Below are 26,534 nucleotides of genomic sequence, written 5' to 3' on the forward strand. Positions count from 1 at the left end.
CTGAGGCCGCATAAGTACAATGGTTACAGGCCTCCAGTTGTAGATGAGATTCTGTCAAAGGCTGAAAACATGCCCGCTAGGTGGCAGCTGATGATCTACTTCGGTCAGAAGAAGATACTTGAACTTCAGGCTGCCAGCTGATTGTTCTTAGATTCTGAGCCCGAGGTATTAACCTAGCCACCGCTTTAGCGGCTTGCCCTTGATGGCACAAAAAATAACTGCTACACTGCTGCAAACGACGGAGAAAATCTGATTGTTCTTGAGTTCTTCGCCGTCGGTGATTAACCGTCAGCAGTTATTTTTTGTGCTGTCAAGGGTGGCGTCCGGCTACCTCAACCTATATATCTGCAATTTTCGAGGTTCATCTGAGCCTATTTTTTGACCCAGTTTTTTCATAGATCATTTGACACTATCCACCTATATTCTCCAGAATATACAATTCTTAATAAACTTTTCATGAACCGATTACTATTTCATAATCTTAATTCCTTTTGTAATCTTCCCTTTTAAAAGTCTTTTGTAACCAGTCAGTTTAGATGAAGGTACCTTTACCTTTCCTTTTTTATTAGTTGTGAAAAAGGCTTTCTTTCCGACCTTTTTTAGATTTTTAGACTTTATGCTTACCTTTTTAAGACTTGAGCATCCTGAAAATGCCCGGCTGCCTATTTTTTTAACATTTTTCCCAATCGTAGCCGTTGTAATTGATTTATTGCCTGCAAATGCATCATCAGCTATAGATGTAACTGAAAAAATGTAGCCCTTGATTACTACGCTTTCAGGGATATGAAGATTCCCCGAATTAAATGTCTGATCAGTTCCGACTGCTTCAACCTCACCGCAACCATTAGAACCATTTTTTCTTATTCTGTATTTAATGCCATTCACAACATGTTCGGAAGAATGTGTAAGAGGAGATGTGAACAGGATGTTTCCGGTACTATACATTTTGGTAAATGATGCTCTGCTGTTAAAATACGAGTAATATGTCTGTCCGCAGAACAGCTCAAAATTGACAGTATTTTCCGGGTAACCAAAGCCTCTCAGTGTAGAATTATTACCTTTCACAATAAGACAGTTCACTCCGCCATTTCCTTCAGCAATATTTTTCTCATTGCCGTTTGCATATGCTTTTATAATGAATTTATCAAATGATGCAAGTGAATTGTATGAGTTATACTTTTCGATATTATTCCATGTAAAGGTCAAATCCCCATTGGAGTTCTCAGCCATAGCAAATCCGGAGGCAACCCTAAAAGGCACAAATTCAACACAAATACTTGATACCTTGTTGTAATTCCATGATTTAAGTCCGTCATATGCGCCAAATTGAATATAATAATCAGCATTTTTATTAAGATTTGAAGCAACAATAACCGCATCGAGCATCAACGCCTTTTTATCATTTAGTGAGTATTCTTCAAATATAGACATGCGTCCGTTCTTACCGTCAATTCCCGCAACTTTATTTGTATATCCATCCATCACCGTTAATGTGGAGTATGCTGCTGCCCGGGCCGATCCACCCTGTCCGCCTTCGATAGCCGTCCTGAAGCTTATCAGATAAACGCCATCCAGATTACCGGTTTTAAATCTATAGAATTTTTTCATATCATCTGTATAAGTCTCTCTATAATAGACATTCCCAAGTGATATTTCAGGTGCATTCATCTGAATATCAGAACCGGATTTGTAATAGGCCGCCTTTACCTGTTTAGGAACCAATAACAAAACTGCAACTGCAAATAAACATAAAACATAATTGACTCTTTTCTTCATAGTAATTCTCTCCTTTTAACTCTTTTATATATGTTTTGTAGGCCTTACATTTATATAGAGTGAGAGGATTTTTAAAAAGTTGCAGTCAAAATAAAAAAAATAAAAAAATCGGCAAACTTTTTTCAGAATGCCGATTTTCTCTAATCTTCAACGTATTTTTATACCTATTTTATGTCTTTAACATATTTCCTGATCTTGTTTTTGAGCCTCTGAAGTGCATTATCAGTGGACTTTTCATCACGCCCAATGACTCTTGCTATCTCAACATAGCTCATGCCGGTGAGATGGAGTTCCAGGACTGCCTGTTCAAAATCGCTCAGGCCGTTTTCAATGAATTTTTCGATATCTCTGGTGTTCTCGCGATCGATCATCATAGATTCCGGATCGTTGTCGTTTATATTTTCCAGAACCTGATCCAGCGAAAACTCCTTGTCCTCCTCGGAATCTCCGAGTTTGGAGTAAAGCGAGATGTAGCCGTTAAGCGGAGCGTGCTTTTTTCTGTTGGACGCCTGAATTGCGGTGTACATCTGCCTTGATATGCACAGATCCGCAAAGGTCTTGAAGCTGGCATCACGTCCTGCATCGTAGTCGCGGACAGCCTTAAACAGGCCTATCATACCCTCCTGAATGAGGTCATCCTTGTCTGCCCCGAGAATATACATGGATGCAGCCTTGGTCCTGACCAGATTCTTATACTTATTCATTATGTAGTCTGTTACGTCCGATTCCCCGTCCCGAAGCCTTGTGATAAGCTCCTCATCGGTCTCATCGCCGGTTATTTTTGACATGTAAATCCCTCATAAAAACTTGCGAACTCTATTCATTATCAAAAGGCGCTGATACGTTTTACTTTCCGTATCCACCGCGCTGTCTTGCGATTTCAAACCCGAGAACTCCCGCAGCCACCGAAGCATTGAGAGAATTAATCTCGCCCTTCATGGGTATGGCAGCGATCATGTCGCATTTTTCACGTACAAGCTTGCTGACTCCGGAGCCCTCATTGCCGATTACAAGTCCGATGGAGCCCTTAAGATCGAGGTTGTACATAGGCTGACCATCCATATCTGCGCAGACAAACCACATACCGCGTTTTTTAAGCTCCTCGATTGTTCTCGCCATATTGGTCACCTTGACTACCGGTGTGTAATTGAGTGCACCGGCGCTGGTCTTGGCAACAGTTGCAGTAAGTCCGACCGCACGGTTCTTCGGGATAATTACTCCGTGAGCTCCGGCGATATTGGCTGTTCTTATTATGGCACCGAGATTATGCGGATCCTCAATGTTATCCAGTAGGAATACAAAAGGTGATTCACCTTTTTCTTCAGCAAGATTGAATATATCATCAATCTCTGAGTATGAATAAGCTGCCGCATAGGCAATGACTCCCTGATGCGCACCTGTCTCCGAAATCTGATCAAGTCTGTCCCTTGAAACAAACTTCATCATGATTCCGGCTTTTTTGGCTTCTTTTCTTATAGTCGCGATCGGACCGTCCTGGCATCCGTCAAGAATCAATATCTTATCTATTGTCCTGCCGCTTCGAAGCGCCTCTATTACAGCATTTCTGCCCTCGATGGTGAGGCTTTCAATGTCATTTTCCTCTCTTCTGGTATGCTTGTCGTTTCTTGAATGTTTGTAGTCGTTTCTCTGATTATCTCTCATATTTTCACCTATTGAGCCGTTTCTCTGTTTAGTTGCTTAGGCTCTGTATCTTGCTATTATTTCTTGTTTTAGTCTATTCTTACCCATATTGTTTTGAATTTGATACTTTCTTGGTATGAATTCTTCTACTAATTACCAAGATTAGTTTGTTTTCTTGATTATCTTGGTCCGGGAAAAACTAATTGTTACCAAGATTTTCCTATTTTTCTATTTTTCTTGGTAAACCTTAGACTATGCTGTACCAAGATTTTTACATTTTTACCTTTTTCTAGGTATTGCTATGTCTGCTCTTTACCTTGATTTATCCGTTTTTCATATTATCTTGGTAATCGCCTGCCTTCTCTCTACCCTAATTTATCGCTTTTCCCTATTATCTTGGTAATTAACTGCCTACTCCCTACCATGATTTTCCATCTTTTCATGTTTTCAAGGTAATTGTCGCTAAAAAGCTAAGCTTATGCCTATAACCTATGACAATGTAATACCACTCCAGCCTATAACCTATGCTGATGTAATGCCACTCCAGCCTATCCCGCCACAATAATTATCTATCGATAACTTCAATACCCTTTTTCAGAAGCTCTATCAGTCTGTCCAGGTCACCTTTCAAATACAGGTATCCGCAAAGAGCCTCGAGGCCGGTGGCCTTGCGATAGTCCGTAACACTCTGGTTCTTGGCACTCGTGTAGGACTTGGCGTTGCGACCGCGCTTGTAGGCGTCAAGCTCCTCCTCGGTGAGGTCGGGCTCTAAAAATTCAATGATTTTAGCCTGGGCTGCGGCATTGACATATTTCACTTTTATCTTGTTGAGCTGGCCGGCGGGTCTGTTGGCCTCCTGAACAACAATGCTGCGAATGATTATCTCGTAGACGCTGTCTCCCATAAAGGCAAGAGCCAACGGGCTATATCTATTCATGGGTTCGCCCGGCACAGCAAAATTCTCACGGATTATAGCCGCAAGGTCAATATTATTGTCCACAGCAGCATCCTCCTTCAGGTGCTTCGCCGGTCTGGAAAGTCACGTTTCTTGTTGTAAATTCGATGGGGCTTGCAAGAAGGCAAATGGCCTGAGCTGCTATTCCCTCTCCGGCACCGGTAAATCCAAGACCTTCCTCAGTTGTAGCCTTGACGCTGACCTGCGCAATATTGATTTCAAGCGCATCAGCGATGTTCTGGCGCATGGTGTCGATGTAAGGACGAAGCTTTGGTGCCTGACATAAAATGGTGGAGTCGATGTTCTCTATAAGATAGTGATTATCCTCCAGCATTCTGCCGACCTCCGAGAGCAGTTTTAATGAATCGGCGCCTTTATACTTAGGGTCCGAATCAGGAAAATGCTTGCCGATATCTCCGAGCGCACAGGCGCCAAGAAGCGCATCACTTATGGCATGAAGCAGAACATCCGCATCGGAATGACCAAGGAGCCCCTTTTCATAAGGTATCTCCACGCCGCCAAGGATGAGCTTCCTTCCCTCAACCAATCTATGTACATCATAACCTGTTCCTATATGCATGTTTATTAACCTCCGTTAATGCAACTTTTCTAATTAGATTAAAAACCACTCCGCCACAAAAACCGCAGCACAGGCTGCAACTGCTACCGTAAGAAGGCTTCGCTTCCTAAAGGATAATCCAAGCGCCACCGCAAAACCTATCACCGATGCGCGCATGGAATCTGACGCATGGATGATAGCGGGAAAAGTCATAGCTGCCAGCGTCGCATAGGGTACGTAGTACAAGAATGACTTTACAAAGCGTGAGTTGATATCTCTTCTTATAAGTGTGAGCGGCAACATTCTGACAAGATATGTAACCAGTGCCATCACAAAAATATAGCCGAATATGTTATGCATCTGCCGTGTCCTCCTCTGTTCTTGGTGCGAAAATTGCGGCAGCTGCTGCGATCACGACCGTTACTATAATAATTCTGAAACCCGATGAAATAGAACTTAGTACCGGAGCATATGTGAAAACCGTACTCATAACCATGGCTCCTATGACAACCGCCATAACCGCACCGTTTTCACTGGCTTCCGGGATTATAATCGCAAGAAACATTCCATATATTGCAAGTCCCAGCGCACTGATAAGCCTCTGGGGCATAATCTGTCCCGCGAATGCTCCAAGGAAGGTTCCTAGTACCCATCCAAAAACCGAGCAAATAATAAGTCCGTAGGAATAGGCGGGTTTCAGGCGCCCTTTTCTGGTGACACTAAGTCCGAAAATCTCATCCGTAACGCCGTACGCTACAAGGCATCTTGATAGTGTACCGACTTTTGATGAAAACTTCTGCGACAGCGCCGTACTCATCAGCATGTATCTGATATTGACCACCAACTGCAACAGCGCCATCTCGGCGTAGGTTGCATTAGTAGCTATGAGGTCGAGGGATGAAAACTGCCCCGCGCTCGTTACATTTGTAAGTGACATAAGAGATGCCTGAAAAACGGTCAAACCTGCTTCCGCCGCCTGAATGCCGAAGGCAAAGGATACCGCAAGGTATCCGAGGCAGACAGGAATTGCATCCCTTAAGCCTTCTATAAATTCGTTTTCTTTTTCCATAATTCTCCCCTCATCCGTCAGCCAAGCTGTCCGAATGTCTCCATAATGTTGTCGGATGTTGCGCCTTCTATGCTGCCCTGGACCATGGCGGGTTTTCCGCCGCCGCGAACCTGAAAGCTTTTCCTGAGCTGCGTCAGAACATCGTTGCTGTTAAGTCCATCCGGGCATCCGATTATAAATCTGTAACCGCTCTCATCGTCTCCGAAAAAGATACCGCAGTACCCTTCTCTCTCGCTGACAAGTCTGTTCACAACACGTCTGATGACATTAGGATCCGAATCCTTGTCCGCTAAAAGACAGACATTTCGTACGTCTTCAGGTACCTTGTCAGCTTCTATATTCAGAAGCTTCTCGCCTGCCTCGGAAAGACTTCTTTTCAGAGTGGCTATTTCTTCCTGCTGCTTATGCACAATGTTTGGAATATTGTCACCGGAAGTAGATAGTTCTCCGGCAAGTTCCTGGATCATATTATGCTCACCCGACAAAAACTCGAGCGCTCTTTTCCCGCACAAAATGCTGACTCTTGTTCCGCCCTTATAATTCTGAAAACCAACAATTTTCAGTATTCCGATCTCGCCGGTTCTCTTAACATGAGGCGCGCAGCAAGCGCAGACATCATAGCCGTCAACCTCGACTATTCTAACCGCCCCGGTCAGTTCCTTCTTACTTCGATAGTCGATATCCGCAAGTTCCTCAGGTGACGGGTAATATGCCCTGATCTCGCGATTTTCATAAATCGCCCTGTTCACCTGCAGTTCTACGTCCGCAAGCTGTTCGGGTAAAAGCTGACCGCTATAGTCCATTGTCACAATAGAATCGCTGAGGTGGAATCCCACGTTATCATAGCCGAATTTAGAATTCACTATTCCGGAAAAAATGTGCTCTCCGGAGTGCTGCTGCATGTTTGAAAAACGGTGACTAAAATCGATTTTCCCGAGAATCGTGGAGCCTTCCTCGAGCTCCTTATCAAGATAATGATAGATTATATCGGATTTGATCTGGACGTCGAGGACGTTGATATCATTTTCCCCTTGCGTAAAGGCATCGGCACTTTCAGATGTTCCTGCTGTTTTTAATAGCTCAATATCCTGTTCACTAAGGAGATAAACCACGCCTCTGTCGGGAGTCTGTCCGCCCTCTTCAGGGAAAAACAGAGTCCGGTCAAATACAGCTTTATACTGTCCGTTCTCGCCTTCTATCTTCTCACAGCTTATTACTCTTGCTGTGAACTCTGTTGAATATGCATTTTCATCATAAAGTTTTATTGTATTTTCGTTCATAATGCTTTATTTTACCACACTTTGAGGTTATTCAGAAATTTAAAAAAGGGATGCCTCATCGGCATCCCTGAAATAATCAATTATTATGCAAGTGTAAGCTGTGAAAGCTCGCTGGTAACGCGCTCTTTTACTGCGTCGAGCTTGGACTCCATTGAATAAGCCATCTCAGAATAAAGGAGCTTCTCAGCGATTCCGAGGTACTTCTCATCCATTGATGCGAACTTCTTGCCCTCGGCAGCTCTTGTAGCCTTAATCTTGCGAAGAGACTTAACAAGGCACATCATCTCGGGAGCCTTATTTCTCTTGATAACTTCTACGATAACAGCCTCAGCCTTCTTTCCCTGGGGAATATCGTATACTTCAAGCTCGTCGATCTCATCGATAAGTTCCTCGGCTTCGTCTGCATCAATAGCATCACGCATCTTAGCCTCTGCTCCGTCAACGGGAACATACAGAACCCCCTTGGTGTCTATGCTTGACACCATGCTGTAGTATAAGGTTTCATTGCCTCTCTCAAGAAAAGACGGAACCAAAATGTCTTTTACTTCACAAAGTCCATGGTTACCATAAACGACGCAATCTCCTCTACTCAGCATATTTTTTCCTCCTAAAAATAAAACAAGAAAAAGCCTTTTCGGACGGCAGAACCCCATCCGATGACTACTTCTAAAAAACAAGGGCGACACTAGAACAATCATAGCAATTTTTTACGATTAATGTAATATATCGGGCTCTTTTTTAAGAAAATCTTAAGAAACTATCAGAATATTGTTAGTATATGCTAATAGGGCCTGTTTTAACCGGCAAAAAGCCGCGCCAATGTAGCATTTCTAGCCAATAAAGAAGACCCGACGGAGGTATACTCGCGCCAGGCCATCTTCGCAACAATAACAATATAAGAAAGGAAAGGAGGAATTACTATAAAGCCGGGTGTTATAAAGCTTCACCGAGCTTTGTGTATATAAAACCTGTATTCTGACAGAACTCGTTAAGTTGCTGTCCAAACAGTTTCATATATGCATCTTCCATGTACTGAGCATCATTCGACAGGAACAACAGCACCTGTCCGCTCTTTAGGTCAAACTCAATATCCTTGGTGGGTTCAAGAGCATGTATGTCTTTAAACGACATTCCGTAATTTTCTCTGCACACTTCTTCTTTATTGGGCAGATCCATGGTCTCAGTGATAATCTGGTTCTTGATTTTTCTGAGGTCATCCAGAAAATGGAGAACCATAAACTCTGCAACATGGAGAGAAGTGATCTCATACCCGCCAAGTTTCATGTCGCTGATAACTTTTCCGAAATCTATAGTTGCGGCTGCAAAAGGATCAATCTTCTGCCCACCGACATCCACACAGAACACCGCATCGTATAAGCTTTGATTCATACTGAGCCTCCTGTCATCACGGGGAGTGAACTTCCATATGGTAATTATAGCACGCCTTCTTATAAACAAATCTTATAAATCTATAAAATATCGCTAAAAATCTAGTGTTTAATCGTATTGACCACATTTTTGACCACTTATCAAAAAAGATGGATACTTTTTGTACCCATCTTTTCATCATCCATCAAAGAACTATCTTCAATTGTTCCATAGCTTTCACCTTGGTTTCTGTCAAACAGTGTGCGTAGGTATCCATCGTCATCGCAAAGCTGGAATGTCCTAAGATTTCTTGTAATGTTTTAGGATTCATGCCGTTTTCTAGCGCCCTTGTCGCAAAAGTATCTCGGAAACAATGGAACGTAAATTTCTCAATTCCCGTCTTTTTGCATATTCTTAATATCTCTCCATTTACGGCTGAACTACTCATTAACCCGCGTCTAGATGATTTAAACAATACATCTTTAATATTTATAACCTTGTCACCATCCAGAATAGAGTTAATCGTGCGCTGGTGTTCAATTGCTTCTCTAATATCAGCATTAACAGGGATAACCCTTTTCTTGGATGTTTTTGTTGAGCTACCTAGTATTCTGTTTCCATCCACTACTGTAGTTGTACGCTCAACATGAATTAGATCATTTCGTATGTCCGAATTATATAGCGCTGTTAACTCTCCAAATCGCATTCCTGTAAAAATTGCCATTCTGAAAAGGTCGTAGTAGAAACTGTTTTCTGCTTCTTTGAAAAATGCTTCCGTTTCAGCTTGTGTGAGTGCTCTATGAATATTGTCCCGCGCCTGTTCATCAGTTTTCTTTAATGGCTTAATCGTCAGACACGGATTATAGGAAATATAGTTCTCCAGAACAGCATCCTTAAATAAGCGGGATATAAGAGAAATTCTGTTGTTAATTGTCTGGGGCTTAATCCCGTTCTTAATAAAGTATTTCTGTAGCTTTCTAACGTCATCTGTCCTAACTTCGTCCAGCCGATACTCCCCGAATCTTTTATCACCTACCATTATTGTAGAACAACACATATATCTGTTATCTTCATTGTAAATTGTTGATTCTTTGACACTTCCCATTCTGTTTTCTTGCCACCTATCAAAGAAAGTGTCTATCGTGGGATTATCATGCTCGATTTTGTTTTCTGTTAGCTGTTGCCTTTTTTCAAACTCTTTTTGATTCAGTTCTTGTGTATCGTAACCATAAATATAATAACGCTTGTTGCCAAATGTGAATGTACGGCAAAGCCTGCCATCTTTTCTTTTTTTCTGTTTCATAAGCATTCTCCTTGTATGAAACAAGGTACAATGCGATAATATCAGTGTGCCTTGTTTCTTGCGATAGTTACGGGGCTTCCTTATAGGGCTTATTCATATATGCGGTATGGATAAGCCTTATTTTCTTCTATCAATGTGTTTCCTCATACAGAAGCCATAAATGTATGAAGCTACCAGCGCCAGCGCAATAGCATCATGCTCATTATCCGCAAACTCTACACAATGCTTATAGATTTCGTGTAAGCATCCTGTAACTTCTTCATTCGGTACAGGATTATTGAACACGATAGTTATTGCATCCGTAGGATTCAATAATTTATCCATCTTTACTCCTTTCCTTGTATTGTGAATATGATTGGTGTCAACTAAATAATAGCATAGTCTATCCACGTAGACAATCTACGTGGGTAAATTTCTCTATTTCTGTTATAATAAGCATATAAATTTATAGGAGTGTGTTATGTTCAACAAAACAGAATACCAGCGAAACTATCGCAAAGAAAAACTAAAAAGAATTTCCTTAGATATTCCAAATGAACAGTATGCTATCATAAAAGCTCATGCAGATAGTAGGCATGAATCTGTTAATGGTTTTATCAAGCGATCCGTTGATACTCAAATAAAGTTAGATAACGCGTGAATCAGTTTTAAGTTATGGCGTGGTGTGGTTAGGCTTCTTTTGGTTTGTTAAGGCATGGTTTGGATTAAATATCAAATTAAAGGAGAAATTTATTATGAACAAAAATACATTACGCCATAAGTTAAATAAACTTGGCTATTCGCTTAGAAAATCAAGGGTTAATAATATTAACCTTGATAATTTAGGGGGCTACATGATTATTGACACTTATGGCAATTATGTTGTAGCTGGTTCAAGATTTGAGTTAACCATAGATGATGTTATTTCATTTCTGGAAGATGTAACCAAATAGCTAAGACCTAACCGCCTTACAGTTTTGTAAGGCGGTTATTCTTTTCTTATCTCTTTTTCAGCAATATAACGCTTACCAGCATAGCCAAAGTATCAACGGCACATAGTATTCCCATTCGAACTAAAAGCCGTTCATAACGGGCGCTCATTGCTTCATAAGTGAAAAATGATACTGTTGCTATCTCCTTACTCACTGTCAATAACCTCGCTGAAATCATCAAATTCGGCATCATCCAGCCCCGCAAATTCGGCAAAGCATTCTCTCACTGTATTGAATGTTTTTCTCTTTCTTAGGGGCATCTGTTGGCTTCCATAATGCTCACATTGAAAATCGTTCACCTTTCTACTTACCATATCGGTATCGAACTTAATCCAATCGTCCAGACTATATCCCACATTGCTAATAATGCTCCTGTAAACATTCGGATTTATTTCCGTAGACCGCGAAGCATACCCGCCTATAATATTGTGGTCGAGTGCTATTTCCTGCAAAGCACTCATACATAAAGCACTATCCTTGAGACTTTCCGAAGCCTGTTCTAATTCAGCCTTGGTAACATGATTTCTAGCCTTTAAAAGCTCAATAGTGTTAAGCTGTTCAGTAGTAGGTGCTTTGCACTGAATGCGGTCTATTCTTCCAGACATTGCATTAAGCTGATTGTTTAAGCGCTTCCTGTAAGTATCCTGCAATTCTTTCAGCGCCTTACCATGCTCTTTGTTCAGTGCTTCTAATTCCTCTTGTGAAGTAACTGAATCCCGATATTTATCTAAGGTTTCCTTTTTGCTTTCATAATCGGCAACCAGCGCCGACCGCTTATCTTGAAACTCTTTTGCCGTTTCAAAGAAACAATTTGATCTACTCATAATATTTTCCTTTCGATATTTCTTGCATAATTCTCTCGAATTCTTCCTGCATCCCATTTTTGTATTTTTGCTGATACCATCTAAATTTCTTCATCAGCCGTATATATGTTGTTCGGTGCATCCCTTTCGGTCTTGGCGGGGTATATTCTGGAAACTCAAATGGTACAGGATAATCACATTCCCATTTCAATCTCTCATAAGCGAATTGCATGCCCTGTCTGTAATAATCCAGATAATCATCAAATTTCTGTTGCGAATGGTAGTTAAGGCGTCCACACTTCCTACACACAAGTTTTTTGCCGACAAGATATAAATATCTGAATCTCTTACCGCAACAGGAACACACAAAGAAATGATGTATCCCCGAAGCATTGACCATACTTTCTATCGATGTTTTAGCTAATAATCCAGATGTATCATAGAAATAAATATCATCATCAATAATCGAATACTCATATATGTGTGTTGTATTCAGTAACAGAATGCTCCCGCCACCAGACCGAATATCAGAAGCATCGAAGCGCGGGACTTTTTCCACTGTTCCATGCGTTTTATTCGGCGTAAATCTGCCATACTTATAACTCATTGTTTTTTTTACCTAAATACAAGCCGAAATATAGCATTTTTTTACCACCCGTAGTGATTAGCCCCATTTAATCACCCTTATTGAATCCTAAAACATATCATCAAAGAATCCCTTAGGATATGGTATATGATATATATCTATGGTCTATGAACCACAGTAGGGCAAGTAATAATATTGTAAGTACTATGGTCTATAAACCACAGTACATATCATGGATTTTTAGCTCACTATGGTATATAGACCTTACGTTACAGGCTATCACTATGGTGTATTAACCATACGAGAAATTAACTTCCTTTCCACCTATCCGAATAACGATAGATACTTTTCTTTCGATGTGCTTTCCCGCTTACAATTCGTTCAATGAAACCAGCATCAATCAGCGCTTGCATATCATCATAAAAATTCTTGCTACTCCTTGGCGGGTACAATCCATATTGATGTGCAACAGAAAAATTGAAATAAAAGCATTCATCTGATTGCAATTCTTCAATGTTCGGATAATCCATTCGGGGCTTACGCTTCCCGTAGAATTGACCTTTCAAATAGACGTAGAGAATTTTTTGACGTGGGGTTAATCTCTTGAAAGAATCAGATTGAAGCATACTCTCAAAGACAGAAGCGCTGGTATCAGCCATCATTGCCCCGTTTAAGCCCTTGAACTTTGTTCCCAGACATTCGAATGAGTGGGGCTTGTATTTTTCCTTTTTTGCCATGTTCTTGTGCTTCCTTACTTTTCTGCTGTTTCTTCACTTGATCTACTAAATTGTTCCATCGTTCAAACATCAATTCTCACGCTCCAAACAATTTATCCATCATATCATCAAGTGGAAGTGATAGTTGCCCCGCACCTCGAGTTTCAGCTTCCTTGATAACAGCTTTTGCCGTCTGAATGGTTCGTATCTCGCTCTTAACACGCTTATTTACTTTCGCAACAAATTTTTTGATTTCTTCGATATTTGATGCCAAGTAATATCCGTTTTCATCAGCAAGCACTAATATTCCGTCGTTTCGTAGTTGCTCAATAACAAGTTTCCGTTCTCGCTCCTTTAAATCCAAGGTTTCGTCAATCACTCTCCCTGCTACGGGATTTTGATGTCCTTTTGGCAGAAGTGCGAGCAATAATGATTTTATTTCTTTATTCATGTTCCGCTTTCCTTTCCAAGTTATTTATTGATATGCTTTTTTCTTCAATAGCCTTATCCAAGGCATCAGAATCGAACCGTATACTTCTACCTATTTTGAAAACAACACCATCCATATAGAACTTCTTAAGTGTCTGCCTGCTAAGTCCTGTACGCTTACATGCTTCCTTTACAGTCTCGTAATGTTTCATCGTATCTCCTTTCTTGATGTTCTGGAATAACTTGAGCGCTCTTGTTAGTACTTAGTGTAGCGTGATAGAATGTAGTTGTCTAAATGATAAATACGGATATTTTTATGAATGAAAGGAATTTTTATCACTATATGGAATACAATTTTGAAATGATAGGTAAGAGAATCCGAAAAGAAAGGAAGTTGTTAGGTTATAGCCAGCACGCCATTTTAGATGTGTTAAGGGAAAAAGGATATGTAATTGGTTATAACAAGTATTCCCAAATTGAAACAGGGAAATATTATAATTATGACTTTAATTTTCTATGTGTTTTGTCAGAACTGTTTAATTGTGAAATCGGTTACATACTATGCGAACATGATTGTAAAACTGGTAGAAATACAGATATTCAAAATGAACTTGGTTTAAGTGAAGAATCTATCGAATTGATCAAAATATGGAAATCATCTGGAGAAAACATATCATTCTTGAATGAATTACTGCAAATGTCTCAATTTGAATTACTTATTGAAAGATTGCATGCTTATAAACACTCGCTTTCACAGGATTGGTCTTTCGATGAATCTCTTGTGAAAATAAATAATGACAAAGCAATATCAGCATATTATGCAAACGATTCTTTATCTTTGCTTCTGGAAGAAATGCGAAAAAGATATAAGGGAAAGCATGTTAACCCGCATAAACACTGAATATTCCCGACCACAAAGCTGACCACATTTTTGACCACATCAGCATATTTTTAAGTGCATTTTGACGATATTCAGTAAACAATCATAACACTCACTTTATAGATTAGAATTCAGTGTTTATGGGACTTTTTACCACTCCATAACATTCCACGCACATCCATAATTCTAATTTTATAGTTCTTATAAATCTATAAAATCATTATTAATTAAATGTTTTTTCGTTAAGAATTTGTTACGAAATTGAAGTAACAAAAAAGAGGCCTGTGGTAGAGCCCCTCATCCGGCGCTGCGCGCCACCTCCCCCCCAAGGGGAAGGCTTATATTTTGGCGCTCCCCCTTGGGGGAAGACGCAAATTATCAACCGTGGAACAGTTTCTTGGTCTGGTATTGCGGCTCGCAGGTAAGGTTAACGCCCAGCTTGTGGAAGGTGGATTCATCAACAGGTGAAAGAATAACCGTTGAGTGAACCTCAGCGCCGCGAAGCTTGTCAACCTGCTCCAGTGCTGCTTTTGCCTGCTTATCGGTTGCAGCGCAGATTGTAAGAGCTATCAGTATTTCGCCAACATGGAGGTGCGGATTATGTCCGCCAAGCTGCTGGGTCTTGAGATTCTGAATAGGCTCGATAATTGTAGGTGAGATGAGATCAATTTCATCCGGCACTCCTGCCATCACCTTAAGGGCATTCAGCATCATAGCGCTGGTTGCACCCATGAGGGCACTGGTCTTACCTGTAACAACCTGGCCGTCCGGAAGCTCAATAGCAGCTGCCGGTGCGCCTGTAAGCTCTGCCTTTAAGTTAGCGGCAGCAACCACAGGTCTGTCCTGAATGCTGCAGCCGGCCTTCTGCATGAGGATTTCAAGAGTGTCGATTCGCTCCTGTGAGCTGTCACCCTTTCTCTTTTCACAGAGTTCCTTGTAGTAACGTCTGATTATCTCCTGTTTTCCTGCTGCCTGAGCGGCCTCGTCATCGATAATGCAGTTACCTGCCATGTTTACACCCATGTCCGTAGGTGACTTGTAGGGTGAATCGCCGTAAATCTCCTTGAACATTGTGTTGAGTACAGGGAAAACAGCGACATCTCTGTTGTAGTTGACAGTGGTCTGTCCGTAAGCTTCAAGATGGTACGGATCAATCATATTCATGTCAGCAAGGTCAACGGTTGCTGCCTCATAGGCAAGGTTAACCGGGTGCTGAAGCGGAATGTTCCAGATGGGGAAGGTCTCGAATTTTGCATAACCCGCCTTAACTCCGTGTCTGTTTTCATGATAAAGCTGAGACAGGCAGACAGCCATTTTCCCGCTGCCGGGTCCGGGCGCAGTCACAACTACAAGTGAATGCTTGGTCTCAATGTACTCGTTCTTTCCGTAGCCCTCCTCGCTGATGATGAACGGGATGTTTGAAGGATATCCCGGGATTGTATAGTGTCTGTAAACCTTGAGGCCAAGGGATTCAAGCTTCTTCTGATAAGCCATAACCTGCTCTGTGCCGTCATATCTGGTGAGGACAACAGATCCCACATAGAGTCCGTAGCCGTGGAAAGCATCGATAAGACGAAGCACGTCCATATCGTAGGTTATTCCGAGGTCTCCGCGGACCTTGTTTTTCTCAATATCACCCGAGTTAATAACAATTACAATCTCTACATCCTCTTTAAGCTGAGTAAGCATGCGGATCTTGGAGTCGGGCTGAAACCCCGGAAGAACTCTGGAAGCGTGGTAATCATCGAAAAGCTTACCGCCGAATTCCATGTACAGTTTTCCTCCGAACTGTCCTATCCTCTCACGGATCCTTTCTGACTGCATCTGCAGATACTTGTCGTTGTCAAAAGCCTGTTTCATCATTGGTTTTCCTCCTGGTTATTCTCTATGTGTCTTCTTCGAAGCTGTCCACAAGCTCCGTCTATGTCTCTACCCATCTCACGCCGTACTGTGGCGTTTATGCGTCGTTTTTCCAATTTCTTCTTAAAAGCCTGAACCCGCTCCGCGGTGCTCTCCACGAAATCCCGCTCCTTTATGGGATTGACCGGGATCAGGTTGACTACACAGTTTAGATTCTTAAGGATATCCGCGAGCTCGTCGGCATCCTCGTCCGTATCATTGACGCCGCCCACAAGCGAATACTCGAAGGTCAGCTGTCTTCCGGTTTTATCAAAATAGTATTCACAGGCTTCCAAAAGCTCCTCTATGGAATACTGATTCGCTATCGGCATCAGTTCCTGCCTCTTCTTCTGATTTGAAGCATGAAGCGATATGGCAAGATTTATCTGTAATTTTTCATCCGCGAGCTTTTTCATGTTCGGAACAATTCCGCAGGTCGATATCGTGAGATTTCGCTGCCCCATGTTAAGCCCGTTTTCATCTGTTAAAAGCCGTACAAACTTCAGAATGTTGTCGTAATTATCAAGCGGTTCGCCACTTCCCATGACCACCACTCTCGACACCTTCTCGCCGGTGTCGCACATTATGGAATATATCTGGTCAAGTATCTCAGAGGGTTCAAGGTTCCTCTCGACGCCGTCTATTGTCGATGCACAGAATCTGCACCCCATTCGGCAGCCTACCTGTGAGGATACGCAGACACTGTTACCGAAGCGGTACTTCATAAAAACGCTCTCGATAAGGTTGCCATCGCCAAGCTCAAAGAGATATTTCCTAGTTCCGTCGATTTTGGATTCCTGCACCCTCACTACCTTAAGCGCCACAAAATCGCATTCTCCGGAGAGTTTTTCACGAAGGTTCTTCCCGAGATTGGTCATCTCTTCAAAGCTTCGAGCCTGCTTCTTGTGCATCCAGTCATAGATTTGCCCGGCTCGAAAGCCGGGCTCCCCCATGTCTTTAATAAAGCTTGTTAATTCTTCCTTTGTCAGTGATTTGATATCTGTCATTGAAAATCCTTAATGATACAAAAGTTATTCATCCTTGCGTCTGAACTTCGAAATAAAGAATCCGTCAGTGCCGAATTCCCCGGGTATTATCTGGATATAACCGGCTCCGGCCGTAAGAACTTCCTTCATCGGTCCCGGAAGCCTGTCCTCTATACTTACCGCCTCGAAGGGGAGATTTTCCAGAATCCATTTGTAATTCTCGAGGTTCTCCTCTTTTGTGAGCGTGCATGTACTGTAAATAAGTATACCGCCGGGCTTAACATAATTCCACACATTGTTTAGAATACTTCTCTGTTTTGCCTGAAGCGTCTCTATAGCATGCATGTCGGTGTTCATCTTGATGTCGGGTTTTCTTGCGATAACTCCAAGTCCCGAGCACGGAAGGTCACAGTATAACACATCCGCAGCATTTTCTAAAGTCTGATCATGTTTTTCGGCATCATGTTCTTCAACAACAACGTTATCGCATCTCATTCTGTTAACGTTTTCACGAATTAAAATACACTTATTTTGAGATATGTCTCTGGAAATGACTTTTCCTGTATTTCTCAAAACATCCGCAGCGTGAAGGCTCTTGCCCCCGGGTGCCGCGCAGACATCAATGACCGTATCTCCTTTTCTAAGTCCCGCAACCTCGGTAACGAGCATGGAGCTGATATCCTGCACCATGAAGGCGCCTTCTTCGAAGCCCGGAAGATATCTGATATTGTCGGTATGATAGAGGTCCATCGCATAGGAAAGGAGCGGACTTGGTTTCATAACTATATTGCCGTTGTTCGCCTCCTTCATTTTTGCAAGAATTCCTCTTAGTTCTTCAGTTTCGAACCTATTGGAAAACCGCACCGTTACAGGTCTTGGTTCCAGGAAAAACTTGAATATTTCAACTGTCTTTTTAAAGCCAAAATCTTCCAGAAACTTTTCGGAAAGCCACTCCGGCTCTGAATATTTTACTGAAAGGTACTTAATTCGCGATGCCTTGGATTCATCGTAATCCGGCCACTTTATATTGGCCTTGTTCCTTGCAATGTTACGAAGCACTCCGTTTACAAAGCCCTTGAGTCCCATGAAATGAAGTTTTGCCGCAAGCTTCACCGATTCGTTAACCGCAGCGGAATCCGGAACGGAATCCATGTAAAGTATCTGAAAAGTACCCATTCTTATTATGTACAGGATGGGCTTTGCCATTTTTGATATGGGTGTCTTGGAAAACAGGCCGATAACATAGTCCAGGCTTATCTGTCTCTCAATTGTTCCCTCCGCAAGATACTTGATGAAGGATTTTTGATTAGCATCAAGAAAATCATATTTATTTAGCGCAAGCTTTACCGCCGACTTCTGAAAGGAGTCGCTTTTTCCCATCTCAGCGAGAATGTCGTAGGCTATGCGCCTTTCATTAATCTTCCCTGCCATTTTACCTCCGATTTCTGTTTCCGCCGTTTACCATCAAAACCAAACGAAGAAGCTGAAGTATTGATGATGCAGCAGCCGCAACGTAAGTAAGGGCAGCCGCATTAAGTACTTTCCTGGACTGGTCCACTTCGTCATCCGCAAGAATGCCGTAATCTCCGAGCATAACGAGCGCTCTGTGAGAAGCATCAAACTCAACCGGAAGTGTAACAAGCTGGAATGCCACTGCCAGTGAAAATACCCATATTCCGATCTTCGCAAGGGGTGTCATTCCGATAATAAGTCCAAGTATGATAATCGGTATTCCGATGTGTGAACCTATGTTGGCAGCCGGAACAAGCGCTGATCTGATCTTGATTGGCACATATCCTGTGTGATGCTGCATAACGTGTCCGCACTCATGAGCGGCGACTCCGATGGCCGCAACGCTGGTGGAATTATAGGTGCTGTCCGAGAGGTTAACGGTGTTATTTCTTGGATCAAAGTGGTCAGAGAGGTTTCCCGGCACATGGACAACCGCCACGTCATTTATGCCGTTTCTTCTCAAAATCTCGGTAGCAACCTGCGCACCTGTCATGCCTGACATGCTTCTTATTTTCGCATACTTATTGTAGGTGGACTTGACCATGGCACTGGCAATGATACACAGCAGCGCACCAATCAGCACCAATATATACGTAGCATCAAACATCATTCCCCTACCATATCCATAACTATATCTATACATACAAACTCCTCCAAAATGTAATAATACGGGCAAAGGTTCAATCTTTGCCGCCCAGTAATATATATAATATAAGAAAGTTACTCGAGGTTATCTCCAGTGTTTAAGGTGTATCCAAGGAGGAAGGATTTTACATCCATGCGTTTTTTGCCTTCGAGCTGAAGCTCGGTGATTTCAAGGAGGCCGTCGCCGGTGTTTACTGTAAAGCTGTCTTTATTGACAGCTGCTATCGTGCCGGGATTGCCATTTGATGTATTATTCTGAACTTTTGCTGTCCAGATTTTAAGCATTTTGCCGTTCAGATGAGTATAAGCGCTGGGCCAGGGATTCATGCCTCTTACAAGATAGGAAATCTTCGAAGCGTCGTCGTTCCAGTTGATCTGCCCCATATCCTTGCTGATCTTGCCGCACTTTGTAGCCTCGGCATCGTTCTGTGGAGTCGGTGTGAGCTCTCCCTTTTCGATTTTCGGAAGTGCTTCAACTATAAGGTCTGCTCCGAGGTACATGAGCTTGTCAAAAAGCGTACCTGCGGTGTCATCCTCTTCAATCGGGATTTCCTTCGTTATAAGCATATCGCCGGTGTCCATTCCTGCATTCATCTGCATGATGGTAACGCCTGTTGTTTTGTCACCGTTTAAGATGCACATTTGAATGGGCGCGGCGCCTCTGTATTTCGGAAGAAGTGACGCGTGGATATTGACGCATCCAAACTTCGGGATATCAAGAACTTCCTGAGAAAGGATCTGACCGAAAGCAGCAACTACAAAGATATCTGCTCCGAGACTTTTGAGTTCCTCGACTACCTCTGCCTCTCTGATTTTCTTAGGCTGCATGATCTTCAATCCGTGCTTTAGTGCACACTCTTTTACCGGAGAAGGAACAAGCTTATCACTTCTGCCCTTTGGTTTATCGGGCTGAGTCACAACTGCAACTATTTCATGACCTGCCTCTATCATTTTTTCAAGCGGTGGCACGGAAAAATCCGGTGTCCCCATGTAAACTATTTTCATACTAATTATTCTGTCTCCTTATACATCTATAATAATCCTTATAGGTTAGATGACTTCTACAAACAAGAAAAGCCCTCCATCCGTTATTTTAAACTAATGGAGAGCTTTTTACAATTTTGTAGGATTGATCCGTGGGCAAGGAAATAATCACATGCAACAAAAAATCCAATAATATTGGAATTTGTTGCACCTAAACTGAAGCTTATACAATAAAAATATTGATGCTCCCCGGATTTGTTGTAATCCATTTTCGTACAAACAATAAATATAAATGTATTATCTATATTTGTTGTCTATCAGAATTTTCTGAACAACAAATATGATGAAACGATTCAGATTTATTGCACTCCCAAATTATGCGTACAACAAAAGCAATTAGAAGATCAAGAATTGTTGCACTCTCAAATTTCCCACACAATAAACACGATGAAAAACACATGAATTATTGCAATCTAAAGACCATACATACAACAACACCCAAAGTGCTGTAAGTAGTGCACTCCTTCTCCTATTATTCGAAATATGAATGTCTATCCCAAATGATAGAGATTACGAAGTGCACATACCACTCATGTTTTGTTATCGCACTTATCAATTTTCGTATCTGAATCCGTTCAAGCTCTGCTCACTTTATAAACTCACTAAGTGTATCGAACAGCACTTCCGGTTGAACCGGTTTTGACAGGTGCGCGTTGAGGCCTGCCTGGAGGCTTTGCTGAACGTCCTCGTCGAAGGCGTTGGCGGTGAGGGCTATTATCGGGATGCTCTTCGAGTCAGCTCTGCCCATGGCTCTTATTGCAGCGGTTGCCTCGAGGCCGTTCATCTCGGGCATGCGCATATCCATCAAAATAGCATCATAGTAGTTCTCAGGGTGTGATTCGAACATTTCAACCGCAATTTTTCCGTTAACGGCAAGCTCGGTCTCCATCTCCTTCATTTTAAGAACCTTTATCATTATCTGTGCGTTGACATTCACGTCCTCCGCCAAAAGAATTCTGCGGCCCGTAAGATCTGCTTTCTTGGGCTTTTCCATTATCTGAAGGCGCTTCTTTTTCAGAGCGTTACGAAATTCATCAAGAAGACTTCCCGAGAACAGAGGCTTTGAGATAAAGCTGTCCACACCTGCATCAGTAGCTTCACCATGGATTTCATCCCAGCTGTAGGCGGTCAGCATGATGATTGCAGAGTCATCCCCGATAATCTCTCTGATCTGTCTGGTTGTCTCAAGTCCGTCCATATCGGGCATTTTCCAATCAACGATTATCAGATTGTAGGGCTCCATCCTGCCCTTATGCACCTTAACAAGGTCGATGGCTTCCTGGCCTGAGCGCACAGTTTCCACCGCAATACCTTCGTTGCCGAGCACAAGCTTTGCGTGATCTAAGGCAACGGGGTCATCGTCAATTACGAGAACGCACATCTCTTTGGGATTGATCTCTATATCACTGTTATCCTCGGAATGCTTTTTATCGGAATCCAGAAGGGTAACGGTTACGGTAAAAATACTACCCTTACCCTTTTCACTCTGCACCTCAATCTTGCCGTTCATCATTTCCACAATGCTCTTGGTTATAGCCATTCCAAGTCCGGAACTGCCATATTTGTTGGCTGCTGTTGTATCCTCCTGGCTGAAGGTCTCAAAAAGTGAAGGAAGGAATTCCTTGCTCATTCCTATGCCGGTATCCTTAATTCTAAAGCGCAGTGTGGAGTTTCCTCCGTAACCTGCAGCCTTCTCAACATCCAGAGTTACCGCACCGCCTTCGGGAGTGAACTTAACCGCATTGCCCAGAATGTTTATAAGCACCTGCCTTAGCTTCGTGCTGTCGCCGATATAATAGTCATTTAACTCCCCTATAATATTGCATTTGTATTCAAGGCCTTTTTCCATGCACTGTCCGTTGAAAATGGTATTTATCTGCTCTAAAAGCTTCGAGAAGGCAAATTCCTCATTTCGAAGGACCATCTTACCTGACTCGATTCTGGACATATCAAGGATGTCATTAATAAGACTGAGAAGGTGCTGCGCAGATGATCCGATTTTCTCCAGATAATCCTTGGTTGCATCTGATATATCAGGTTCGTGAAGCGCAAGGGAATCAAGCCCTATGATGGCATTCATAGGTGTTCTGATCTCATGGCTCATGTTAGACAGGAAAATAGTCTTTGCTCTGCTTGCTTTCTCAGCGGTTTTAAGGGCATCAGAGAGTGCCTGGCTCTTTGCAAGGGAATCCCTCATCTGTGCATCTATATCTGAGAAGCCTGCTCCCACTGCATGAATCTTGTTATCCTGAGCATCCCCCGGATGTCCGACACCTGCCATACGGAGCATCTCATAGGTCTCTTCGCCGTTTTTCTTTACAAGATATCTGTAGGCTATAATTGGCTCTTTTTCCAGCGCCTGCTTTATATTTTCAGGCTTTATGAAATCAATAAAGCCCTGGCGATATTCTTCTGCGACAAAAGACTCAGCATACTCTGTGAATTTTTCACTAAAGTTGAACCGGTCACCTTCACAGATGTCATCTTCGTGATTTTCATCTCCTCTGTAGCAGATTGCATTGTTATTCTCAAGATCAACATAATAAACACTGCGGTAATCCGAAGCCAGTGCATTTATCATCTTATCCTGCTGCGTACGCACTTTTTCCTGGGCTATGAGCTCATCCTGGAGAGCAATCCTCTCCTCAAGTTCCTGCTGAAGTATTTCAGAGCTCTCCTGTTCTGCCGCGAGCTTCGCTGTCTTTTTTGTCTGGGTGATCATTATTACAAGAAGGGCAATCATTACAGCTGCCGTAAGAATAGACTGTATAAGGCTTCTGATGATTATGCCCTGAGAAATTGTATTTATCTGCTCGGTGATAACGCTCTCTCTTATGAGGTACGTAAGCACCCAGTCGGTTCCGCGCACCGGTACGAAAGCGATAGTTTCTTTTACTCCGTTGTAGGTAAATGAAGCTATTCCCTCAGTATTTTCAGCAAAGCACCTGCGCATCTCCTCAATGGAATATCCCTCATCAAACTTGGCTGATTCAAGCGCCGTGAGAATATTCTTATCCGCTGCAAGGCCGCCTAGAACCGCTCCTGTGAGGCTGCTTCCGTCAGCGGCATACAGATTACAAAAAGTGGTAGTACTGTCATTGGACTGAAGTGAAACCTCATCAAGGAAATTATTAATATCCATCTCCATGAAGCAGACAATAAGAGTGTGATCTTCCAGTTTCAGTCTGTCGATTGGAACAGCGATGATGATTTTCTTATTGTTTCCATCAGCATTTTTTATGGAAATCTCAGGCTCCGAAAGAGTCTTATGGTTGAAGGAATACAGATCTATATCCGTCCTGGTGCCGCGTGAGGTATAAATAATTCCTTCTTCATCAACAAAAGCGAATTTTTCAAGTTTGTAGAGCTGCTTCATTCTAAACTGATAAGCCTGAAGACTCTCCACGCTTTCCAAATCAGTTTTTTCAATAAGTCCTATCGCAGTATCAAGGTCACTGACATAGTTACTAAGGGTGGACGCAACAACCTGTTCCCTTCTGCCCGCCAGCTCATCAAGATAGAGGAGGCTGACTGTTTTGACCGCACTTTCCGTGTCTTTGCTCGCGCTCTGCCCCATCCATAATGTTCCTATGATCATTATGGCAACGACTATAATACCGCCGATAATTGCAACTCTTGTAAGCCCGCTCTTACTGTGAAGTTTCATAGCCTTGTTTTTCACCCTATAGAATCTTTAACTGCATCTACAAATACCTGAAGTCTGTCTTTAGTTACATGCTGCATAACTACGATATGAGAAAGATCGCCTCCCAGCCTGTCATCGTGGTCGGGAGCAAGTCCATATCTATCTGCAATTTCTTCTACCGGCCGCTTGAAATATACCGTGTTGGACATAGGCTCAAGCCATGCCGGCCATCCTATCTCGTCAAGCGCACCTTTAAGCCACTGCGCTCTTTCCAGCATTCCCTCCGACTGCTCGGTGAAGTCTTCCTTTGTCGTATGCTTTAATATCCACCAAAGCTTAAGCGGAGACATTGCGGAACGAGAGCAATTTATCATCGGCATGCTGGCATTCAGATAGCTGATTTCGAACGGAATCTGATTGTTCTTTACTTCCATCGATGTTAGGAAAACTCCGGCGGGTTCATCTATTCCAAAGAATTTATGTCCGCTTATTGCTATAGAATCAAACGGCTGCACCTTGCGGTATACGACATCCTTGAAACGTGTGTAGGGAAGGTATCCGCCAAAAAGCGCCGCGTCCACATGGCGATACACAGGTATTTCCGGATGCTTTGCAAGAATCGCATTTATAGCTGCCTGGTCATCCACTCCGCCCTTAAAGGTAGTGCCCATAGCAAACACAACAAGCGCAGGCTTATCAGGTACCAACGCCTTTTCAAATTCCTCGGGAATCATGCAGCCATGAATATCCGACGGAATAAGCTTCAGTTCAAGATTCTGAAGATTGGCAAGGCGCATACTTGAATAATGAGCAGCATCAGAGACATACAGAACCGGTCTTTGCTTCGTCTTTTTTACAATATAATTCGTGCCAAAGTATATTCCGTGATTGTTACCGTCGGTTCCACTGAAAGTGACAATTCCCCAAGTATCTCCGAGATCAAAGCCATACAGCGGTCCCATCATTTCAATTACTTCTCTCTCGAATACAAGAGTATTGAGTAATCCGTCATGAATATTGAACGGATCTCCCGCATTATTCGCCATTGCTAGATTGAGTCCGCTTCCGGAAAGCCATTTATAAAACTGCACCAGACGGCTCTTATGATTTATCGGGTATCCAAAGGCTCTGTTTTTCTTTGCAAACAGAGTACCGGCATATTCATCCAATCGAGCAACACACGGATCTTCATTTTCTGCATTGTTTAATACGTTATTGTTTTCACTGTTTGTCATCGTTCTCCCTCCTGCATCCTTACTTTAGTTTCAATTTCCCGGCTATTGACTACAACCTTGTTTCGGCCGCCTTCTTTTGCAATATATAATCTCTCATCAGCCAGATTTACCAGTTCCTCCGCAGTCATCCCATCCCTATAAGCAGCCGCTCCGATAGAAACAGTAATCTTCAGGTCTCTGCCATCTTCACGGAATGAGGTCTCCTCTACCTGGCTTCTTATGTCCTCCAGGAGACTCCCAAATTCTTCATAAGAAATGTCTTCCGGTGCTATAAGCAAAAACTCCTCTCCACCCCATCTTCCGTAGATAAAGCCTTTGCTTGAATTTTTCTTAAAGATTCCTGCCAGCTGTTTTAGCATGTTATCACCGGCGATATGTCCGTAGGTATCATTGATATTCTTGAAAAAATCGATATCCAGAATCGCTACGAAAAGATCGTTTTCATCCGTCTCATTTTTCCTCTGCAATTCCTTATCAAGGATTCGCTGTACTCTCTGTCTGTTGTAAATCTCTGTCAAAAAATCGTAATCCGCAAGGCGCCTTAGTTCTTCATTTTTATGAGCCATGCTCTGATTGTATACGGCGGTATACAGCGTAATTGCACCAAAGCCTATCAAAGCATTTATACAATACAAAACTCTCGCCATTCTTTCATCCGGATTATAAGTTGTAGGAAACATTTTCAGATCCGCACAGACATGAAGCATCAAAAAAGTTAATACGACGATAATGCTGAAATTTCCAATCTGTCGTCTTTGTTTTGAAGACATATAAGGCATGAAATATGGCAGGAAAATGCTGGCAAATGTGCCAAATAGCCAGAGCTGAAAACCGGATTTTATGCCAACGAAAACAGTGGCAAGGATTATATGAAAATAGACCTCCAATGCCATGAACCAGACAGAACGCAGGGTATTGCCGCTTCGAATAATAAATATGCTGACTACATAAACAAGCATGCTTACGATGTTAAGATAAATCATCGGAGTACAGGATAGCCAAATGTAAAAACCTTCAAAGAAAACGTGAGTAATCAGAAACGAAATGGCTATCATCATATACTGCTTTTGAGTAAAGTAATCACCATCTTCGGTTATATCGTTGTATACCCGGCTGCTATTCAGATTTTGATTATTCTTATCCATAATTCGATTGTAAATCTACTGTTAGCAGTGTGCAAATTAAGAAACTATAAACAAAAAAGATGTCCGAAGACATCTTTTTTGCTTAT

General features: G+C 42.3%; 28 protein-coding genes. 3 read left to right on the forward strand and 25 right to left on the reverse strand.

Annotation, left to right across the window (positions count from 1 at the left end; genetic code table 11):
• Positions 1-468: 468 nt before the first annotated feature.
• The 12 genes from G596_RS0114775 to G596_RS0114830 form a co-directional block, all read right to left on the reverse strand.
• Positions 469-1,776 (reverse strand): leucine-rich repeat protein, encoded by a 1,308-nt coding sequence (locus tag G596_RS0114775; RefSeq protein WP_022762599.1) that lies wholly within the window; start codon positions 1,774-1,776, stop codon positions 469-471.
• A 164-nt stretch (positions 1,777-1,940) separates the two neighbouring features.
• Entirely contained in the window at positions 1,941-2,564 is a 624-nt protein-coding gene (gene sigH / locus G596_RS0114780; RefSeq protein ID WP_022762600.1) for an RNA polymerase sporulation sigma factor SigH, read from the reverse strand.
• Between the two features lie 58 nt (positions 2,565-2,622).
• Positions 2,623-3,438 (reverse strand): 23S rRNA (guanosine(2251)-2'-O)-methyltransferase RlmB, encoded by an 816-nt coding sequence (gene rlmB / locus G596_RS0114785; protein ID WP_022762601.1) that lies wholly within the window; start codon positions 3,436-3,438, stop codon positions 2,623-2,625.
• Positions 3,439-3,982: 544 nt separating this feature from the next.
• On the reverse strand, positions 3,983-4,417 hold the full coding sequence (locus G596_RS0114790; RefSeq protein WP_022762602.1) for a Mini-ribonuclease 3: 435 nt from the start codon (positions 4,415-4,417) through the stop codon (positions 3,983-3,985).
• A complete protein-coding gene (gene ispF / locus G596_RS0114795; RefSeq protein WP_022762603.1) occupies positions 4,407-4,952 on the reverse strand; it encodes a 2-C-methyl-D-erythritol 2,4-cyclodiphosphate synthase in 546 nt (181 codons plus the stop codon). Before ispF ends, G596_RS0114790 begins: the two co-directional genes overlap by 11 nt.
• 33 nt (positions 4,953-4,985) lie before the next feature.
• Complete coding sequence (locus G596_RS0114800; protein WP_022762604.1) at positions 4,986-5,291, reverse strand: AzlD domain-containing protein; 306 nt, start codon at positions 5,289-5,291, stop codon at positions 4,986-4,988.
• A complete protein-coding gene (locus G596_RS0114805; protein ID WP_022762605.1) occupies positions 5,284-6,000 on the reverse strand; it encodes an AzlC family ABC transporter permease in 717 nt (238 codons plus the stop codon). The genes G596_RS0114800 and G596_RS0114805 overlap by 8 nt, the downstream gene beginning before the upstream one ends.
• 17 nt (positions 6,001-6,017) lie before the next feature.
• Positions 6,018-7,280 (reverse strand): serine-tRNA(Ala) deacylase AlaX, encoded by a 1,263-nt coding sequence (locus G596_RS0114810; protein ID WP_022762606.1) that lies wholly within the window; start codon positions 7,278-7,280, stop codon positions 6,018-6,020.
• An 83-nt stretch (positions 7,281-7,363) separates the two neighbouring features.
• Entirely contained in the window at positions 7,364-7,876 is a 513-nt protein-coding gene (locus tag G596_RS0114815) for a CarD family transcriptional regulator (RefSeq protein WP_022762607.1), read from the reverse strand.
• A gap of 337 nt (positions 7,877-8,213) precedes the next feature.
• Positions 8,214-8,669, reverse strand: a complete 456-nt coding sequence (locus G596_RS0114820; RefSeq protein WP_022762608.1) for a hypothetical protein — start codon at positions 8,667-8,669, stop codon at positions 8,214-8,216.
• A 184-nt stretch (positions 8,670-8,853) separates the two neighbouring features.
• Positions 8,854-9,951, reverse strand: coding sequence for a tyrosine-type recombinase/integrase (locus G596_RS23985; RefSeq protein WP_022762609.1), 1,098 nt, complete (start codon positions 9,949-9,951; stop codon positions 8,854-8,856).
• Positions 9,952-10,068: 117 nt separating this feature from the next.
• The gene (locus tag G596_RS0114830) at positions 10,069-10,275 is read right to left on the reverse strand and encodes a hypothetical protein (protein WP_022762610.1); all 207 of its coding nucleotides are present in this window, start codon (positions 10,273-10,275) and stop codon (positions 10,069-10,071) included.
• A 136-nt stretch (positions 10,276-10,411) separates the two neighbouring features.
• Between G596_RS0114830 and G596_RS0114835 the strand changes: the two genes are divergently transcribed.
• Positions 10,412-10,591: a hypothetical protein gene (locus G596_RS0114835; protein ID WP_022762611.1), complete on the forward strand. Its 180-nt coding sequence runs from the start codon at positions 10,412-10,414 to the stop codon at positions 10,589-10,591.
• Positions 10,592-10,685: 94 nt separating this feature from the next.
• Positions 10,686-10,883 (forward strand): hypothetical protein, encoded by a 198-nt coding sequence (locus tag G596_RS0114840; protein WP_022762612.1) that lies wholly within the window; start codon positions 10,686-10,688, stop codon positions 10,881-10,883.
• A 185-nt stretch (positions 10,884-11,068) separates the two neighbouring features.
• Here the strand turns inward: G596_RS0114840 and G596_RS0114845 are convergent, their stop codons facing one another.
• The 5 genes from G596_RS0114845 to G596_RS0114865 all read right to left on the reverse strand — a co-directional run bounded on the left by G596_RS0114845 (position 11,069) and on the right by G596_RS0114865 (position 13,668).
• Positions 11,069-11,746, reverse strand: coding sequence for a hypothetical protein (locus G596_RS0114845; protein WP_022762613.1), 678 nt, complete (start codon positions 11,744-11,746; stop codon positions 11,069-11,071).
• Complete coding sequence (locus tag G596_RS22390) at positions 11,739-12,332, reverse strand: hypothetical protein (RefSeq protein ID WP_022762614.1); 594 nt, start codon at positions 12,330-12,332, stop codon at positions 11,739-11,741. Before G596_RS22390 ends, G596_RS0114845 begins: the two co-directional genes overlap by 8 nt.
• 287 nt (positions 12,333-12,619) lie before the next feature.
• Positions 12,620-13,048 (reverse strand): hypothetical protein, encoded by a 429-nt coding sequence (locus tag G596_RS0114855; RefSeq protein ID WP_022762615.1) that lies wholly within the window; start codon positions 13,046-13,048, stop codon positions 12,620-12,622.
• A 76-nt stretch (positions 13,049-13,124) separates the two neighbouring features.
• Positions 13,125-13,478, reverse strand: coding sequence for a hypothetical protein (locus G596_RS0114860; protein WP_022762616.1), 354 nt, complete (start codon positions 13,476-13,478; stop codon positions 13,125-13,127).
• A complete protein-coding gene (locus G596_RS0114865) occupies positions 13,471-13,668 on the reverse strand; it encodes a helix-turn-helix transcriptional regulator (protein ID WP_022762617.1) in 198 nt (65 codons plus the stop codon). The genes G596_RS0114860 and G596_RS0114865 overlap by 8 nt, the downstream gene beginning before the upstream one ends.
• 131 nt (positions 13,669-13,799) lie before the next feature.
• Between G596_RS0114865 and G596_RS0114870 the strand changes: the two genes are divergently transcribed.
• On the forward strand, positions 13,800-14,357 hold the full coding sequence (locus G596_RS0114870; RefSeq protein ID WP_155829304.1) for a helix-turn-helix domain-containing protein: 558 nt from the start codon (positions 13,800-13,802) through the stop codon (positions 14,355-14,357).
• 357 nt (positions 14,358-14,714) lie between these two features.
• Here the strand turns inward: G596_RS0114870 and G596_RS0114875 are convergent, their stop codons facing one another.
• The 8 genes from G596_RS0114875 to G596_RS0114910 all read right to left on the reverse strand — a co-directional run bounded on the left by G596_RS0114875 (position 14,715) and on the right by G596_RS0114910 (position 26,448).
• A complete protein-coding gene (locus G596_RS0114875) occupies positions 14,715-16,196 on the reverse strand; it encodes a DUF1846 domain-containing protein (protein WP_334291021.1) in 1,482 nt (493 codons plus the stop codon).
• Positions 16,196-17,242, reverse strand: a complete 1,047-nt coding sequence (gene rlmN / locus G596_RS0114880; RefSeq protein WP_022762620.1) for a 23S rRNA (adenine(2503)-C(2))-methyltransferase RlmN — start codon at positions 17,240-17,242, stop codon at positions 16,196-16,198. Before rlmN ends, G596_RS0114875 begins: the two co-directional genes overlap by 1 nt.
• A gap of 24 nt (positions 17,243-17,266) precedes the next feature.
• Positions 17,267-18,652 (reverse strand): 16S rRNA (cytosine(967)-C(5))-methyltransferase RsmB, encoded by a 1,386-nt coding sequence (gene rsmB / locus G596_RS0114885; RefSeq protein WP_022762621.1) that lies wholly within the window; start codon positions 18,650-18,652, stop codon positions 17,267-17,269.
• Between the two features lies 1 nt (position 18,653).
• Complete coding sequence (locus G596_RS0114890; RefSeq protein WP_022762622.1) at positions 18,654-19,376, reverse strand: zinc metallopeptidase; 723 nt, start codon at positions 19,374-19,376, stop codon at positions 18,654-18,656.
• 77 nt (positions 19,377-19,453) lie between these two features.
• Positions 19,454-20,383, reverse strand: a complete 930-nt coding sequence (gene fmt / locus G596_RS0114895; protein WP_022762623.1) for a methionyl-tRNA formyltransferase — start codon at positions 20,381-20,383, stop codon at positions 19,454-19,456.
• 625 nt (positions 20,384-21,008) lie between these two features.
• Positions 21,009-24,089 (reverse strand): response regulator, encoded by a 3,081-nt coding sequence (locus G596_RS22395; RefSeq protein ID WP_022762624.1) that lies wholly within the window; start codon positions 24,087-24,089, stop codon positions 21,009-21,011.
• 11 nt (positions 24,090-24,100) lie between these two features.
• Entirely contained in the window at positions 24,101-25,303 is a 1,203-nt protein-coding gene (locus tag G596_RS22405; RefSeq protein WP_022762625.1) for a pyridoxal-dependent decarboxylase, read from the reverse strand.
• Entirely contained in the window at positions 25,300-26,448 is a 1,149-nt protein-coding gene (locus G596_RS0114910) for a GGDEF domain-containing protein (protein ID WP_026671371.1), read from the reverse strand. The genes G596_RS22405 and G596_RS0114910 overlap by 4 nt, the downstream gene beginning before the upstream one ends.
• Positions 26,449-26,534: the final 86 nt, after the last annotated feature.

It is taken from the genome of Butyrivibrio sp. AD3002, from assembly GCF_000420905.1.
Lineage (GTDB): Bacteria > Bacillota > Clostridia > Lachnospirales > Lachnospiraceae > Butyrivibrio.